The organism is Natronospira elongata (assembly GCF_034931365.1).
In the GTDB taxonomy this organism is placed as follows: Bacteria; Pseudomonadota; Gammaproteobacteria; order Natronospirales; family Natronospiraceae; genus Natronospira; species Natronospira elongata.
Genome location: NZ_JAYGII010000043.1, coordinates 1 through 16,484, shown reverse-complemented (window position 1 = coordinate 16,484; position 16,484 = coordinate 1). Strand labels below are relative to the sequence as shown.

Annotated in this window: 17 protein-coding genes and 1 riboswitch; of the genes, 10 read left to right on the top strand and 7 right to left on the bottom strand. The window is 64.5% G+C overall.

Going from position 1 to position 16,484, the window contains the following annotated elements:
- Positions 1–204, bottom strand: a 204-nt coding sequence (locus VCB98_RS12425) for a 2-oxoacid:acceptor oxidoreductase family protein (RefSeq protein WP_346053019.1), incomplete at its 3' end; no start/stop codon positions are given.
- Positions 205–609: 405 nt separating this feature from the next.
- A complete protein-coding gene (locus tag VCB98_RS12420) occupies positions 610–2,442 on the bottom strand; it encodes an FAD-dependent oxidoreductase (protein ID WP_346053017.1) in 1,833 nt (610 codons plus the stop codon).
- A gap of 150 nt (positions 2,443–2,592) precedes the next feature.
- Between VCB98_RS12420 and VCB98_RS12415 the strand changes: the two genes are divergently transcribed.
- Complete coding sequence (locus tag VCB98_RS12415) at positions 2,593–3,195, top strand: hypothetical protein (protein ID WP_346053015.1); 603 nt, start codon at positions 2,593–2,595, stop codon at positions 3,193–3,195.
- 151 nt (positions 3,196–3,346) lie between these two features.
- Here the strand turns inward: VCB98_RS12415 and VCB98_RS12410 are convergent, their stop codons facing one another.
- Entirely contained in the window at positions 3,347–4,318 is a 972-nt protein-coding gene (locus tag VCB98_RS12410; protein ID WP_346053011.1) for a hypothetical protein, read from the bottom strand.
- 118 nt (positions 4,319–4,436) lie between these two features.
- Between VCB98_RS12410 and VCB98_RS12405 the strand changes: the two genes are divergently transcribed.
- Positions 4,437–5,327, top strand: coding sequence for an alpha/beta fold hydrolase (locus VCB98_RS12405; protein WP_346053010.1), 891 nt, complete (start codon positions 4,437–4,439; stop codon positions 5,325–5,327).
- On the opposite strand, the gene VCB98_RS12400 is transcribed toward VCB98_RS12405, so the two are convergent.
- From VCB98_RS12400 to VCB98_RS12385, 4 genes are all read right to left on the bottom strand, one after another.
- Positions 5,261–5,833 carry a lipocalin family protein gene (locus VCB98_RS12400; protein WP_374729217.1) on the bottom strand — a complete coding sequence of 191 codons (573 nt, stop codon included), beginning with the start codon at positions 5,831–5,833 and terminating at the stop codon, positions 5,261–5,263. The two genes, VCB98_RS12405 and VCB98_RS12400, sit on opposite strands and share 67 nt — an antisense overlap.
- Positions 5,834–5,899: 66 nt before the next feature.
- Positions 5,900–7,636, bottom strand: coding sequence for a tetratricopeptide repeat protein (locus VCB98_RS12395; RefSeq protein WP_346053006.1), 1,737 nt, complete (start codon positions 7,634–7,636; stop codon positions 5,900–5,902).
- A gap of 113 nt (positions 7,637–7,749) precedes the next feature.
- Positions 7,750–10,524 (bottom strand): protein kinase domain-containing protein, encoded by a 2,775-nt coding sequence (locus VCB98_RS12390; RefSeq protein WP_346053004.1) that lies wholly within the window; start codon positions 10,522–10,524, stop codon positions 7,750–7,752.
- Positions 10,521–11,087, bottom strand: a complete 567-nt coding sequence (locus VCB98_RS12385; RefSeq protein WP_346053002.1) for an ECF-type sigma factor — start codon at positions 11,085–11,087, stop codon at positions 10,521–10,523. The genes VCB98_RS12390 and VCB98_RS12385 overlap by 4 nt, the downstream gene beginning before the upstream one ends.
- Before the next feature lie 193 nt (positions 11,088–11,280).
- Between VCB98_RS12385 and VCB98_RS12380 the strand changes: the two genes are divergently transcribed.
- The 8 genes from VCB98_RS12380 to mobA all read left to right on the top strand — a co-directional run.
- A complete protein-coding gene (locus VCB98_RS12380; RefSeq protein ID WP_346053000.1) occupies positions 11,281–11,700 on the top strand; it encodes an OsmC family protein in 420 nt (139 codons plus the stop codon).
- 33 nt (positions 11,701–11,733) lie between these two features.
- The gene (locus VCB98_RS12375; RefSeq protein WP_346052998.1) at positions 11,734–12,273 is read left to right on the top strand and encodes a hemerythrin domain-containing protein; all 540 of its coding nucleotides are present in this window, start codon (positions 11,734–11,736) and stop codon (positions 12,271–12,273) included.
- 78 nt (positions 12,274–12,351) lie between these two features.
- Positions 12,352–12,516: riboswitch (molybdenum cofactor riboswitch) on the top strand.
- 83 nt (positions 12,517–12,599) lie between these two features.
- Positions 12,600–13,619, top strand: coding sequence for a GTP 3',8-cyclase MoaA (gene moaA / locus VCB98_RS12370; RefSeq protein ID WP_406672336.1), 1,020 nt, complete (start codon positions 12,600–12,602; stop codon positions 13,617–13,619).
- 130 nt (positions 13,620–13,749) lie between these two features.
- The gene (gene moaC / locus VCB98_RS12365) at positions 13,750–14,241 is read left to right on the top strand and encodes a cyclic pyranopterin monophosphate synthase MoaC (protein WP_346052994.1); all 492 of its coding nucleotides are present in this window, start codon (positions 13,750–13,752) and stop codon (positions 14,239–14,241) included.
- Positions 14,238–15,374 (top strand): putative sulfate/molybdate transporter, encoded by a 1,137-nt coding sequence (locus tag VCB98_RS12360; protein WP_346052992.1) that lies wholly within the window; start codon positions 14,238–14,240, stop codon positions 15,372–15,374. The genes moaC and VCB98_RS12360 overlap by 4 nt, the downstream gene beginning before the upstream one ends.
- Positions 15,375–15,391: 17 nt before the next feature.
- Positions 15,392–15,649: a MoaD/ThiS family protein gene (locus VCB98_RS12355; protein WP_346052990.1), complete on the top strand. Its 258-nt coding sequence runs from the start codon at positions 15,392–15,394 to the stop codon at positions 15,647–15,649.
- A 241-nt stretch (positions 15,650–15,890) separates the two neighbouring features.
- Complete coding sequence (locus VCB98_RS12350) at positions 15,891–16,331, top strand: molybdenum cofactor biosynthesis protein MoaE (protein ID WP_346052988.1); 441 nt, start codon at positions 15,891–15,893, stop codon at positions 16,329–16,331.
- The coding region (gene mobA / locus VCB98_RS12345) for a molybdenum cofactor guanylyltransferase (RefSeq protein ID WP_346052986.1) at positions 16,282–16,484 on the top strand (203 nt) is incomplete at its 3' end. The genes VCB98_RS12350 and mobA, both read left to right, overlap by 50 nt.

Here is a 16,484-nt window from a genome sequence, read left to right as displayed (position 1 = left end):
GCCGGCGCGGGTGAGGTGGCCGGGGTCGGTGACGCGGATCTCGTACCAGGTGGGCAGGCCCTGGATGTTGGAGGGGAAGTAGTTCTTGCCCATGACGGGGACGCCCATGCGAAAGATCGATTTCATCAGCAGACCATTGGCGCTGGCGGAGCCGGTGCCGTTGACCGTGGCGATCTTTAGGGTGAAGTCATTGACCTTGGGCATTACTCTTCCTCAAAGGGGATTCTGGTCCGCTGGGGTGTTTGATCCCCCTCTGTCTCCCCCTTCCGAGCGGAGCTCGCAAGGGGGAGGACCTGGTAGCTGGGCTTTGGGGGGCTGTTGGAGGACTGATCCCCCTCTGGCTCCCCCTTCCGAGCGGAGCTCGCGAGGGGGAGGACCTGGTAGCTGGGTTTGGGGGGCTGTTGGAGGACTGATCCCCCTCTGGCTCCCCCTTCCGAGCGGAGCTCGCAAGGGGGAGGACCTGGTAACTGGGCTTTGGGGGGGGTGTTGGAGGACTGATCCCCCTCTGTCTCCCCCTTCCGAGCGGAGCTCGCAAGGGGGAGGAGTTGGATTCTGGCCGGGATGCGCGAATGAATTCGCGCCTACAGGGGGCATAATCAGGCCAGATACTCATCCGGACGCCTGCTTGGGTGATTTGTTTGGCCGACGAGCCTCTACCTCGTCGCCGACCTTGGGGATGAAGACTTCGCCGTGTTTCATGTCCCAGGCGGCGGTGGGGCAGCGTTCGGCGCAGAGGCCGCAGTGCACGCATTGGTCTTCGTCCTTGACCATGTGGCGTTTGGTCTGGGGCAGTTTGGCGGAGACGTAGATGGCCTGATCGGGGTTTTTGGCCGGGACCTTGAGGCGGGAACGGACGGATTCCTCGGACTCACCATCCTCGATGTGGAGCATGGTCAGGCACTGCGTGGGGCAGATGTCGATGCAGGCGTCACACTCGATGCACTTGTCGTTGAAGAAGATGGTCTGGATGTCGCAGTTGAGACAGCGTTCCACTTCCACCGCCCATTCCTGCTCGCCGAAGCCCAGCTCCACTTCGATATCCACATTCTTGAAGCGCTTTTTCATGTCCACATGGGGGACGAGGCGGCGTTCTTCCGGGGCGTACTGGTTGGAGTAGGCCCATTCGTGCTGGCCCATCTTGACGGTGTGCACATCCACGGCATTGGGCAGGCGCTGGGTGATGTCCTCGCCATTGACGTATTTGTGGATGGAGATGGCGGCTTCATGGCCGTGGCGCACGGCCCAGATGATGTTCTCCGGGCCGAAGGCGGCATCGCCACCGAAGAAGACGCCGGGGCGGGTGGACTGGTAGGTGATCTTGTCCACCACCGGCACTTCCCAGTCATCGAATTCGATACCGATGTCGCGCTCGATCCAGGGGAAGGCGTTTTCCTGGCCGATGGCGAGGATGACATCATCGCAGGGCAGGAAGATTTCATCGATGACCCTGCTCTTCTGGCGGCCGTCTTTTTCAAAGTATTCCAGCACTTCGAAATGCATGCCCTTGAGCTGGCCGTCTTCCACCACGAAAGCCTTGGGGGAATGGCAGGTCATCAGTTCCACGCCCTCGTCCAGGGCGTCTTCCAGTTCCCACTCGGAGGCCTTGAGCTGGTCGGCGGGTTTACGGGCCATGACGCGGACATCATTGGCGCCCAGGCGCAGGGAGGTGCGGCAGCAGTCCATGGCGGTGTTGCCGGCGCCGATGATAAGCACCTTTTCGCCAATGGATTCGATGTGCTCGAAGGCCACCGATTCCAGCCAGTTGATGCCGATGTGCACCCGGCCGGTGGCCTGGGCCTCGTCCCGGCCGTCGAGTTTCAGGTCCTTGCCGCGGGGGGCGCCGGCGCCGACGAAGACGGCATCGAAGCCTTCTTCCAGCAGGGCCTTCATGGATTCGATGGGGCTGTTGAGGCGCAGGTCCACGTCCATGTCGAGGATGTTGTTGATTTCCTCGTCCAGGACTTTGGGCGGCAGGCGAAAGCGCGGGATGTTGGAGCGCATCAGGCCGCCGGTGACATCCAGCTTCTCGAAGATGGTGACTTCATAGCCCAGCGGGGCCAGATCATTGGCCACGGTGAGCGAGGCACAGCCGGCGCCGATGCAGGCAATCTTCTTGCCGTTCTTCTGCTTGGGGGCCCTGGGCAGGCGGTCGCTGATGTCGTCCTTGTAGTCATCGGTGACGCGCTTGAGGCGGCAGATGGCCACCGGCTTTTCATCGTCCACCCGTCCGCGCCGGCAGGCGGGTTCGCAGGGGCGGTCGCAGACGCGGCCCAGGATGCCCGGGAAAACATTGGAATCCCGGTTGAGCATGTAGGCGTCGGTGAAACGGCCCTGGGCAATGAGGCGGATGTAGCCGGGAACATCGGTATGTGCCGGGCAGGCCCACTGGCAATCGACTACCTTGTGGAAGTAGTCGGGATGGTATGTATCGGTCGGTTTCATGCTGCACTCCGGCAGTCGCGGGCACGTTCCATTCGCGCCCTACTCCCTTAAACCTAGCCCCAGGCCGGGCGGCGGTCAAGCGGGCGCCGACGTGGCAATCCCGCCGCCGAGCACCTAGGATGGAGGTTCCGTCCACGCCGGAGACACTGCATGAAATTGCCCGTCAAGCGCCTGACTGCCGCCCTTCTGCCCGCCCTTCTGATGGCCAATCCGGCCCTGGCCGGCCCGGAGACCCTGCCCGAGGAGCAGCGGGCCTTCTGGGAGCGTTTCCAGGCCCTGTGTGGCCAGGCCTTCGCGGGGGAGATTTCGGATGTGACGGCCTATTACGAGGATGGGGTGACGGGGCGCGAGCTGCGCATGCAGGTGATGGAATGCGAGGAGGACCGTATCCACGCGCCCTTCCATGTGGACGACAATCACTCCCGCAACTGGATCCTGACCATCGTTGACGGGACGATCCGCCTCAAGCACGACCACCGCCATGAGGATGGCACCGAGGAGGCAATCAGCCAGTACGGCGGTGATGCCCCCACCCCGGGCCTGCCCACACGCCAGATCTTCCCGGCGGACGAACACACCGCCGAGATACTGCCCAAGCGGGCGGACAACTTCTGGTTCTTCGACTTCGTGGACGAGCACACCCTGCAGTACGGGGTGCACTGGCCGAAGTACGGCCATTCCATCCGGGTGGAGTTTGATCTCTCGGAGACCATCGAGACCCCGCCCCGGCCGTGGGGTTACGAGGACGACTAAGGGGCCAGGCTATGCGCTTGGCTGCGAAGCGTTTCCGCTTCGGTTTCACCGCATGAGCATTGTCATATCCAATCACGCGATGGTTATACGCATCCGGATTGGGTTCCACCCGATTATCCGCGACTACAATTGCGAGCCCCAACAGGCACACCTAGGGGCAGTCGGAAAGCTGCCCCCGGGCCCAGGCGACGGCCTCGGCTTCCTCGGCGGCGGTGAGGCTGTGGTCGGGATGGCGGGCCGCCTGCTCCGGCTGGCCCTCGCCCTTGATCTGGGCGGCCATGTAGCGGTGGGCGAAACCTTCCATTTGCATGGCCCGATCGTCCTCCCGATCCCAGTGCTCATGCAGCTCGAAATGCTGGGTGACGGCGGATTCCCGCGACAAGTGCACGCCCATGGAATAGAGGGAATCGGCGTGGCAGGCCTCCCGTAGCTGGTCCAGGTAGCCCTGGCGCAGGGCCCTTTCCCTGGCCTGTGATTCCTCGTCATGGCGAGGCAGCTGACCGAGGCCGGTAAACACGACCCGGTACATGGCATCCCCGTGGCCGGCATCGGCCGCCTCGAGAGTCCAGTCCGCTCTTTCGGTCACCGCATCGCCAAAATCGCCCAGCTCGCTATCCAGGCAGGCGGCCTTGATAACCGACAGTTCCTCGTGGATATCGCGCAGCTGCTGCTCTCGCTCGGGGTCCTGCTCCTCCTCAATATCCTCTTTCAGGCCATCCAGCAAGTGAACCCGCATGCAGGCCTCGGCCAGTTGGTAGAGTTTGTTGGCGGCTTGCGGGTCGCCGTCCTCGTGCGCGGCGATCAGGGCTTCGCGCCTGGCATCCACATCGCTGATGGCGGCAAGATCCAGTTCCTCGGTTTGCAGGGCGATGGCGCGCTCTGCGCCATCCTCCTCATTGGTCTCATCCGGGACCTTGACGGTCTCTCTCTGGTCCCCGGCCGGTGCTTCGGAGCCACCCTCCTCCCGGCCCGGCTCGCCAGCAGGGGTGGATTCGGCCTCCGTGACAGCCTCATCAAGGCCCGCATCCTGCTCGGGCAGATCCTGCCGGGCGTCGTGGTAGAGCCACATGCCGGCCAGAAGCATGATCGAGAACAGGACAACGGCAACCGTACTGAAACGCATGCATCCCCCGGATTGAATATTGCAAGAACGGATCCCCAGTTGCAGGGATGCTCCATTTTCTGGCTTGCCAGGTCAAATCTGGCATGCTGTTGCTCACAGCCATGGAAACGGGGTCGGCATGATTCAACAACACGAATTCAAGCGCGGCCGCCAACGCCTGTCCTTCAGGCGCTGGGCCCTGCCGGGAGAGCGGGAGACACTGGTGCTCTGCCATGGCCTGGCCAGCAACGGCACCCGCTGGAGTGAATTCGCCGAGGCCACGGTGCCCCAGCGGCCCTGGAACATTCTCTGCCCGGATCTGCGCGGCCACGGGGGCTCGGTGGTGCGGGGCCGAATCAACCTGGATATCTGGGCCGACGACCTGGCCGCCCTGCTGGACCATGAGGGCGTGACGCAGGCGGTGGTGGGTGGCCATTGCCTGGGGGCGAATCTTGCCCTGCACTTTGTCCGCCGTCATCCAGATCGAACCCGCGGACTGGTACTGGTGGAGCCCATGTTTGCCCAGGCCCTGGGCGGGATTCTCGGCAAGCTGCGCCGCATTCGCTATTTGCTGCCCGCCCTCGCCTGGCCCATTCTGCTATTCAATGCCCTGGGCCTGTATCGCCGTGAACTCCCCGGCCTGGATCTGCGTCGGCTGGACGAACACTCGCGGCGGGCGGTGGAAGAAGCCGGCGACCCCGCGGCCATTACCGGCCGCTACGCCAAGCCCGGCAAGGACATGTTCTACATGCCGAGCGCGGCCTACCTGCAGGCCCTCAATCAAGTGCTGCGCCCCCTGCGGGGCCTGGAGACGATTGACTGCCCTGCTCTGGCCCTGCTCTCCACGGGTGGGCTGTTCGGCGACCCGCAACGAACCCGCGAGCTGCTCTCCCGCCTGCCGAAGGTTCAGATTGATGAGCTGGAGGCCCTGCACTGGATCCCCACCGAACAACCCCGGGCCCTTCAGTCCCATGTGGGGGACTGGCTGGATACATTGGCGGCGGGCGAAAGCGATGACTCCCAGCGCTGAGGCACCCGACGGAGATCGTCGGGGTCGTAGCCCCGGCTGGCGATGAAGGCCTTCAGGTCTTTGTAGTGTTGCTCGTCCATCGCGGGATTTCTGGACATGATCCAGACATAGTCCCGTCGCGTGCGGCCGATGATGGTGGTTTCATAGTCATCGTCCAGGTAGATGACCAGGAACTCTCCCTTGATCGGCCAGATGAACTGCATGCCCCATTCCGCACCGTTGTCGCTGCGTATGATTCCGGTCGGATTGTATTCGCGTTCAGGCCCGTCAAAGCCGCCCCGGCGAAAGGTGAAGGTGGTCTGCACCCGCCCACGGTCATCAAGCTCGTAGTGTTCAATGGCATTGTAGGCCTCGCGCTCCGGCCAGGTGGGGATGTGGGCGATGACATACCAGCGCCCCATGAAGCGGTCGATATCCACTTCATCCACGGTTTCCATGGGGGGATTGCTGGAACAGGCGGTGAGCAGCCAAAGGGCGGCAAACAGAAGCGCGGAATTTTTCATTATTCTGGCTCCAAGGGAATTCCTACCCTTGGAGCCAGAATTCCATCCTGGGTTCCCGCCCGGCGCAGGCTACTGCAGAAAGGCCTTCGCTTCCCGGATGCCCGAGCGGTCTGCGTCTCCGATCATGGCCAGCAGCGCCTCATAGTGCCGCTCGGCCCGATCGGCCTTGCCGGCCGCCTCGGCCGCGCGGGCGGCCCCCAGCAAGGTGTTGTAGCGGGCGGGCCAGACCCGGTCGGAGCGTTCGAAGGCCTCGAGGGCATCCTCGGGCCGGTCCATGGCCAGATATAGCTCGCCCAGGCCCTCGCTGGGCGGAATCAGGGCGCCGGGAGTGATTGGATGTTTCTCGGTGTCGGCCTCCAATTCCACTGCCCGGTACATATGCTCGATCGCCTTGTCCTGATCGTCTTCCAGCCAGGCCAGCCAGGCGGCGAGCTGATATTCCTCGATGCGGATGTAATCGGCAAAGGCACGTTCACCATCGTCCTCGGTCTGACGGCGCAGCGTGCGCAGTGAGTCATAAGCCTGACGGGTCTGGTCCAGATCACCGTTTTGCGCATGGCCCATGCCCCGGGCCAGCCAGGCATTGGCCTGGGACCAGCGCCCCACCGGCTCATCCCAGGCCAGATCCTCCCAGGGCATGATCTCGATCTCCCGGGCACTGTCCCAATCACGCCGCTCCACCGCCATGCGAGCCGGCATCACCGCCGCGTGGTAGGCCGCCACGATGGTCGGCTGATGGGGTTCGCGGGCGAAGGTCTCTTCAAGTACCTCTCTGGCCTTCTCGTCCTCGCCACGCTGGAGATGGGCGTAGAGCAGATAATCCTGGGCATGAATGTAGTGATGGGAGATGTAGTCGCCGGCCGGATTCTCCAGTGCCGCCTTGGCCGAACGCCGGTTCCAGTTGATTACCTCCGGCCAATCGCCAAGACGGACATGTATGTGAGACGGCATATGCAGTGCATGGGGAACATCCGGTGCGATCTGCGCGTACACCTCAACCATGTCCAGAGCATTCCGGCCCCGGCCATCCACATCGGTGGCGTGAATCATGTAGTGGATGGCACCGGGGTGCCTTGACTCCTCGCGCCAGATCTGACGGAGCAGGGCTTCGGTCTCGTCATACAGGGCATCCGGGTCATCGGCACCCCCGGCGATGGTCAGCCGGGACAAGCCATACAGGGCGGCCACATCCAGATCGTCGCCATGATTCGCGTAGGCCTCGGCCATGCCGTCGGCCCAGCGCTGCAGCCGGGGGCCGAATTCCTCCACCGAGGGATCCCGGAAATAGGCCGCGGTGGCCTCGATCAAGGCCCGCTCCCGATCGGCATCAGCCACGCGATCCCGGGCCTCGCTGATAGCGGCCCAGCCCCGCTCCCGGTCCTCCAGGCTGGGGCGAGTCCCCCAAAGCGGCTGAAACAGGGTCGTGGCAACCCCCCAATGGGCCATGGCGCAATCGGGATCCTTGTCGACGATGCCCTCGAAACTCTCGCGGGCCTGGACGTACATCATGTGATGCATCAAGGCCAGGGCACGATCAAAGGACTGCTGTGCCGCGTCGGTACAATCCGCCTGAAAATCCACCACGCCGATGGGCTGACCGTCATCCACCACGGCGTCATGGTCATGCAGCATGGCGTGATCATTCCGGTCACTGTCGTGGGAATGCTCATGACCAGCCGCATGGTCCCCGCCGGGGTAACCATTCTCACAGGCCTGGGTAGCGGCCAGAGAAAAGACCAGTAACAGCGCAACCATCATCGGCCGGCCCGAAAAGCCCGCCGCTGCCTTCGCGATTCGCGTCTCCATAAGTGCCTCCTGCTCACCGACAACCGGCCTGGCTGCCGGGAAACCATCAAAGAAACCCAACAAGAGATACGAGAAACGTCCCAGGACACTGCCACCGAGAAAACTAATCCTGGCTAGTGGTCGGGAAACAGTGTCTCCCGGGCGGCCTGCACCCGTGACAAATGGGGGTGCTCGGTAAACCCGTACTCTTCAAACAGCGCTTCGGCTTCCTCCAGGTCGGACAGGGCCTCCTCCGGGCGGCCCAGGGCGTGCAACACCCTGGCACGCAGCACCTTGCGCAAGGCATCCTCGCCGAAGCGGCCCACATGGCCCGCACCATCCAGGGCCTGATCCAGATAGGCCAGCGCGGTGTCCATGTCCTCCCTCTTGAAGGCACACACGGCCCGTCCGGTCAGCAGGGTATTGCGCTGATGAGGGTTGCCCGGCAGCTCACCCTCAACCATCCGGTCCGCCGCCCGCAGCCAATCGCTGCCGGCTTCGGTTTGGCCGTCATAACAGTTCGCCATGGCCAGCAAGGCCTTGATGATGGCCACCACCCCGGGATCCACGCCGTCCAGTTCAAGATAGAGAGAGCGGGCCCGGCGCAATTGCGGCTTGGCCTCGGACCAACGCTGCATGGACGCCAGCATGGTGCCCCGTTGGTAATAAAGCCGCTCGAATTCCTCCGGATCGCGGCCAATGGCCTCGGCCCGCTCCAGCGCCGCCTCGGTGGTCAGTTCAAGGGCTTCATCGAATCGCCCCTGATGGAAGATCATCAGCGCCAGATTGGCGCGGGCAATGGCCGGGTAGATATGGGCGCCCTCGAAGATCCGCTCCTGCAGCTCCAGGGCTCGGCGCAGATGGGCTTCGGCGCCGTCAAAGTCACCCATGCTGTGCATGATGATGGCCATATTGCTCTGGGCAAGGGCGTAATCAAGGCTTTCTTCACCGAAACCTTCTCGATAGATCTGGGCTTCCTGGCGGCGCATATCCAGCGCCGCCTCCAGGTTTCCCTTCAGCCGATAGGCGCTCCCCAGATCACGCTTGATATCCCCCCGGACCCGGGGCGACACCCCCTCTCGCTGATCGAGCTCCGCATTGAGAGGCTCCAGTATGGCCAGCGCGTCCTCATAACGGCCCAAACCACTCAGCACCCAGGCACGCCTTGTGCGAACAGCCGCCGCGGTTTCCCAGTCCACCGTTTCCGTGGCCACCGCCACTTCGGCCAGATTGAGCAGGCGCTCGGCCTCGCCCAGGTGGCCGCGCTCCTGATGCAGAATGGCGAGCTGGGCCAATGTGCGGGCCAGCTCATCCGCGCCCAGGCTTTCCTCCTGATGACTGATCTCCAGTGCCGTCTCCAGCAACGGCTCGGCGTCGTCATGACGACTTTCGGCCATGTAAAGCTGCGCAATGGCCATGAGCATCTCGTAGCGCTCTCCGGGGGGTGCACTGTCTTCGTTCAGGGCCCGTTCCGCGCCCAGGGCCACCAGGGCCTCGGAATCCGGCAATTGTTCACGCGGCCGGTCCGGCTGGGCATCCCTGAACAGACCCAGCAGAAACTCCCGCAGTGCTCGCGAGCGGGCCAGGGCCTGCTCGGCATCGGCCAGGGCGGCCTCGGCCCGTGCCGAGGCCTGGCGTTCCATTTCCGTGGCCGAGCGGGCCTCATGGGCCTGCCAAAGGGCAACCCCGCTACCAATCAGCAAGGCCAGACTCACTGACGCGGTGGCGACAGCGGGCAGTCGATTACGACGCAACCACTTAGCCAGGCGGTAAGCCGTGCCGCCACTGACCGCTGCCAGCGGCCGATGCCCGGCCCAGCGATCGAGATCGGCCAGCAAGGCATCCACACTGGTGTAGCGGTCTTCAGGATTCGGTGCGAGGGCCTTGAGACAGATCGCGTCCAGGTCACCGCGCAAGGCGCGGGGCGGAATACCGACCCGATTGGGCAGACTGGAAGGTGGCGACGGCACGGTGTCGGGCAGTGACCGCTCATGCCCCATCAGCAAGGTGGTGGCTTCCCGCATGTCGCGAATGCCATGACCACTGAGCAGCTCATACAGCAGGGCACCGAGACCGAAGACATCCTGGGTCACCGCCGGCGGTTGGCCGGCCAATTGCTCGGGGGCGGCATAGGCCGGCGAGCACCAGGGCATTTCTTCCGCCGTACTTGTCTGTCCGTCCCCGGAGAGCAGCGCGGCGATGCCGAAATCCACCACCCGAACTCGCCCCTCGTCGTCCACCAGGACATTGGCGGGCTTGGTGTCACAGTGCACCACCAGCTGGCGGTGACTGTAGGCCAGGGCCTCGGCAACCTGACGAAACAGCTCGATGCGAGCAGGAAGATCCAGGCCGTGGGTCTCGGCGTAACGGGTCACCGGCTGTCCGGCGACCTGTTCCATGACCAGATAGGGCAGGCCGTCCTCGCTGACCCCGCCATCCATAAGCTGTGCCACCCCCGGATGCTCCAGCCGTGCCAGCAGGCGCAGCTCTGACTGCAAGCGGGCCTGGCGGGCCGGCCCCACGATGCCGGGGGCGAGCAACTTGATTGCCACCTGCTTTTCAAACTGACCGTCCGCCCGTTCACCGGCCAGCACCACGCTCATGCCGCCCCGGCCGATCTCCCGCCTCGCCCGCCAGTTGCCGAAACGCCGGCCGGCCAGATCGGCGGGTATGTCCTGGAGCCCCTGATCGCGCCCGCCGAGCATGTCGAGCACGATGTCGTCCATGGACTCGTCCAGCAACAGAGGGTCGGGGTGATCATGGGCGTGGAGCATGCGCTCGAGCTGTTCCCGCACCGGCGGGGGTGGCGCCGTTTCTTCCAGGAAACGCTGACGCTGTTCCGGGCTTAGCTCCACCAGCGTGTCAAAGAGTTCGGCGACCTTTGACCAGGTGGCGCTGTCGAGCTTCATGGCGTCAGCACCGTCTGCAGATAAGCCCGGGCCTTGCCCCAGTCCCTGGCGGCGGTGCGAGCGGAAATGCCCAGGTGATTAGCCGCCTCATCCAGGGACAGACCTGCGAAGAAGCGCAGGGACACCAGCTGGGCCAGACGCGGGTCCAGTGCTTCCAGGCCTTCCAGAGCCTGATCAATGGCAAGCAATTCGGCCGCGGTCCCGCCTTCGATTTCTTCGTTCTCAAACAGGCGGACCTCCTGGCCCACGTCCCGCTTGGCGGCCGTGCGGTAACGGGCATAGTCCACCAGAACCTGGCGCATGGCCATGGCGGCGGTTCCAATGAAGTGCTCACGATTCTTGAACTCGCCATCCCGGTCGCTCAGCTTGAGCCAGGCTTCGTGGACAACGGCGGTGGTGTTGAGGGTGAGTTGGGGATTGCGGCGGTGTTCGCGGCGGGCAATGCGGCGCAGCTCCGAGTAGATTTCCGCCAGCCGCAGGGCATCACCGCCCGCCCCATTGGCGCGGTCGCCCTGGCCGGTCTCCCCCACCGGCCCGTCGGGATGCTCGGTCACGTCTGTCATGCCCCACTCCACCGGGATGGCTTGCATCCCGTGGTGAATACTCCCCAACTCACACATTACACCAGGGCGAAGGGATGACAAAACGGCGTGGCCGACTCGCAGCCGGGGTTGACCCAGGTCAATGCCGACGTTGACGGCGCGAACTACAGTGCCCGCAGACCATGGAACGCTTACCAGCGGAGAAAACGCCACAATGCAATCCCTGCCCCATGTTTATAAAGCCAGCGCCAGCGGTGGTCCCGATGGACCCATGCCACTGGACAGTCCCGGTCTCGCCACCCTGGATACCGATGCCCCGGCCGAGTTCGGCGGCAGCGGCGATTACTGGTCGCCGGAAACCCTGCTGGTGGGGGCAGTGGCCAACTGCTTCATTCTCACCTTCCGGGCCCTGAGCCGTCACGCAAAGCTGGAGTGGACGTCGCTGGCCGTTGCCGTGGAAGGAACCCTGAACAAGACCGACAGCGGACTGCGCTTCACCCACTTCGAAATCCGGGTTCAGGGCGATGAAAGCATGGGCGAGGCACATCATGCCGTGCTGGAGAATGCCAAGAAGCATTGCCTGATCACCAACTCCCTGCTCGCCGAGTGCAGTCTTCGGATTGAAGGCCGCTGACGCCATCGGCCGGACAGGGACAAGGAGGCAAGTATGAGTCGCACGATTGAGCGATTGCAGGCGGATCACCGGGAATTCCTGCGTGTCCTGGCCCATATGGAAAGCGCCATGGACAACTGTCTGCAGGGCGAAGAGATCGACCGGCCCCTGATGCGGGAATTCGTGGAGTACTGCTCCGGGCATGCCGACACCTTCCACCATCCCCTGGAAGATCAGCTCTTTCGTTGCCTGCTGGCAAGGGATCCCCAGTTGGCACCTGTCATTCGGCGGCTGGAGCAGGAACATCTGGAATTGCGCTGGGCGACCCGGGATCTGCGCGAGATGCTGGATGAGATGCAAGCCCGGGAACTGGTCCGACGGGACCGCTTCCTGGAGGCCATGGGGGAATACCTGGGGCTGTACTTCCATCATATCCAGAGCGAGGAGAAGGAACTGTTCATCCATGCTCGACGGCTGCTCACTGCAGAGGACAATACGTGGCTGGATGGCTGGCTGAACCAGGCTCCCGAGACCAACTTCGGCCACAGTGAAGCACTGCCACGTCTGGGCGCGGTGATTCAGGCCGAGGCATAAGCGGCGCGGTACTTGACGCACGTCAAGGTCAATCGTGGCCCTGACCGTCACAATGAAAACCGTAATACAGCCCCATCTGTTGATGGGAGACTCCGAGCATTCGTGGCCTAAAGCCTGGTGACCCACCAGTGCCATGACGCGGATGCCGCCGGCCGGCGGGATCGTCCCGTCGGTAGCGGCCAGGGCAGCGAGGGGAAACGCCGCTGCCTCCCGGCATTGGAAAGGAGTGAACAATGCGCCAGTCAGACCCCACCCGACCCGCGTCCGCGCAGGCCGGCCGGACCGCCACGCCTGCCGAGCCCCTGCCCTGGCCCGTGCCACGTGCCATGCCGCAACGGGCCCCCACCGTGGATCCGGGCCGCGTTCCCGACTCGGAGCTGGAAGACCGTTTTGGTCGCCGTTTCGCCTACCTGCGCCTGTCCATCACCGATGTCTGCAACTTTCGTTGCGAGTACTGCCTGCCCGATGGCTACCAGGGCAAGCCCACCGGTTTCCTGAACCGGGACGAGATCCAGCGCCTGGTATCGGCCTTTGCCGAGCTGGGTATACGCAAGCTGCGGATCACCGGCGGCGAGCCGCTGGTACGCAAGGATGCCCTGGCCATTCTGGCGGACGCCGCCGCCACTCCCGGCATCGAAAAACTCGCCCTGACCACCAATGCCTTCAACCTGGCCGCCCAGGCCGAGGCGCTGCGCGACGCCGGCCTGTCGGCGGTCAACATCAGCCTCGACAGTCTCGACCGCCAGGGTTTTGAACGCATTACCGGCGACAAGCGCCACGAAAAGGTCCTGGCCGGGGTGGATGCCGCCATCGCCGCCGGCATACCCAGCGTCAAGATCAACACCGTACTGCTGGGCGGACTCAACGATCAGGAAATCCCGGATTTCATGGAGTACGTGCGTGAACGGCCGGTGGCGGTTCGCTTCATCGAACTGATGCAGACCGCGGACAACGGCGACTACTTCCGCCGCCGTCATGTGAGCGGCCAGACCGTGGCCGATCGCCTGCAGGCCGCCGGCTGGAGCCCGATGCAACGGGGCGAAACCGACGGCCCGGCGGTGGAATACAGCCACCCGGATTATGCCGGTCGCATCGGCCTGATCGCCCCCTACGCCCCCGGCTTCTGCGACGGCTGCAACCGCCTGCGGGTCACCGCCCGGGGCGGCCTGCGCCTGTGCCTGTTCGGCAACGGCACCCATGACCTGCGCCCCCTGCTCCAGGACGAGGCCGACAAAGCCGCCCTCAAACGCAGCATCTGCCAGACCCTGGTGGGCAAGGAAGTCTCCCACCATCTGCATGAGGGGGATTTCGGGGATACGCCGCATCTGGCGAGTACGGGCGGATGAATTATCCAGCCGTAGGAGCGGATTCATCCGCGATTGGGCTGTCGGCGGGCACGGTGGCCGCTCGAAGCCCAATCGCGAATAAATTCGCTCCCACGGGGGCTAAATTGAACATTGATACGGTGGATTGATAATGGCTGATCAGAATTATCGAATGGTGGACGTCGGCGGCAAGGCCATCACCCGGCGGCGGGCCGTTGCCACGGGGCGGATTGTGGTGGGCCCCGAGGTGATGGCACATCTGCGTGAGGGCGAGCTGCCCAAGGGCGATCCCCTGCGTCTGGCCGAGGTGGCCGCGATTCTGGCGGCCAAGCGCACGCCCGACCTGCTGCCGCTGTGCCATCCCTTGATGCTGGATCACGTGGGACTGATCTGTCGGTTGAACGAGGCCGACCAGGCGGTGGATGTCTTCGCCACCGTGGTCACCAGTGCCCGGACCGGGGTGGAAATGGAAGCCCTGGCCGCGGTCAATGCCGCCCTGCTGACCATCTGGGATCTGTCCAAGCCGATTGAAGCGGCACTGGCGATCGGTGGCGTGAAACTGTTGCTCAAGGAGGGCGGCAAGTCCGGGCGCTGGGAGCATCCGGACGGGCTCGCCGACCTGCCTGCGGAGCTTGCCGCATGAGCATCGCGCCGGCCAGGCTGCGGGCCCGGCTGGGCGATTTCAGCGGCGCCTTCGCCGATGGCGCCGTGCTGTTTCCGTTATTGCTGGCCCTGGCCTGGCAGACCGGCGCCTCGGTGGTGATCATGCTCGCCACCACCGGCGCCGCCTACCTGGTCACCGGCTGGCTGTTTCGTCTCCCCATTCCGGTGCAGCCGCTGAAGTCGCTGTCGGTAATGGCCATTGCCGCCGGGGCCAGCGCCCAGGAACTGCAGGCCGCGGGCCTGCTGCTGGGGGCCATCTACTTCAGCATCAGCTTCCTGAACGTCAACCGCCTGGCCGGGCGCATTCCCGATGTGCTGATCCACGGCTTTCAGCTCGGCCTCGGCATTCTCCTGCTGGTCACCGCGGTCAAGCTCATGGGCGGCACCGTCCAGGAAATGCTGCTGGTGGCCTTTGCCGCCACCCTGGTCATCGGCATCACCCGCTACAGCGGCCTGCCCCTGCTCGGCCTGATCGCCGTGGCGGGCCTGATGTGGGGCATCTGGCACGCGGAAGCGCCTCTTGGCAGCGGCCACGAGGGCGGGCTGCGGGCCTCCATCGTCGCCCTGATGGTGCTGCCGCAGATTGCATTGACCCTGACCAACTCCGTGCTCGGCACCCAGCGCGCCGCGCAGGCCTATTACGGCGAAGCCGCCTGGCGGGTCAATCCGCGACGGCTGCTGACCTCGCTCGGCCTCGGCAACCTCATCGTCGGTGCCGTCGGCGGCATGCCCTACTGCCACGGCTCGGGCGGGGTCACCGCCCATTACCGGGGCGGCGCCCGCAGCTGGTTGTCCAATGTGGTCATGGGCAATGCCCTGCTGCTGCTCGCCGCCCTCTTGCTGATCGGCGGTGGCGGCCTGCCGGAATACCCGCCGGCCCTGCAGGCCCTGCTGCTCGGGGTGATCGGGGTGTTTCACATCCAGCTCACCTATGCCAGCTGGCGCAAGCTCGACACCGCCCTGATTCTGGTGGTCATGGGCACCACCGCCCTGCTCGCCCAGAGCATGCTCTGGGTGCTGGTGGCCGGGGTGATTGCACTCAGCCTGCGGGCGCTTTACCAACGATTCACGCCCCGCCGGGACGACACCGGCCGGGCCATTGAAAGCGATTGAACGCGAGGAGAAAGACCATGTCCCGGGAAGTGGAAATCAAGCTGTTCGGTGCCTTCCGCCAATACAGCCCGGAAGCCGCCATCGCCGTCAGCCTGCCCGAATCGGCCGATGTCGCCACCCTGCGCCGGGCCTTTGCCGACAAGCTCGAGGACGACAATGCCCGCGCCCTGCTCCAGTCATCGGCCTTCGCCACTGACGAGGCGGTACTGGGCGAGGGGGATACTGTGCCGGCGGGGGCGCGGATCTCGATTCTGCCGCCGGTGTGTGGGGGGTGAGCAGCGAGCTACGAGCGGCGAGCGGCGAGCGGCGAGCGGCGAGCGGCGAGCGAGATTGTGGGTAGGTGGCGAAGCAGGGGGTGGGGTGGTTTTTCCAGGATTGTGGGCGACACGACGTCGCCCCCAAAGCCTACAGGGATGTATTCACGGCGTTCCTGGAAAAACCACCCCAGCCCCTGCGTAGCCACCGGATCGAAGCCGGTGCCTGCGGGCCTGATTGAAGTTGAATGGGAACTGACAGATGACAATCCATGTAGCAACGAAAGACGAAGTGCTGTCCACCGAGGCGGCCCTGGCGCATTGTTCGGCGCCGGGGCATGGGGCGGCGGATCTGTTTATTGGGCGGGTGCGGGATCTCAACCAGGGTCGGCAGGTGCGGGCCGTGAGTTATGACCTGCATCCGGTGCTGTGCAACAACGTCTTTCGCGAGATCTGCAAGGAAGCCCGCCAGGAATGGGGCGAATCCCTGCACTTCTGGCTGGAACACCGCCAGGGGCGGCTCGCCGTGGGCGAGGCCAGTGTCGTGATCGCGGTCAGCTCGCCCCATCGGGATGAGTCCTTCCGCGCCTGCCGCTACCTGGTCGAGCAGATGAAACACCGTGCGCCCATCTGGAAGCAGGAGCATTACGTCGATGGCGACAGTGAATGGGTCAAGGGCCATGCCCTCTGCAGTCATGGCTGATTTTGCCGGCCTGGTCCTGGCGGGCGGGGCATCATCGCGCATGGGCGAGGACAAGGCCCTGCTCCGCCACGGGCAGGAAAGCCTGCTGGCACTGGCGGTACGCCGGCTGACCGCGGCCGGGGCCGATCCGGTGCTGGTCAGCGGCGATCGCCC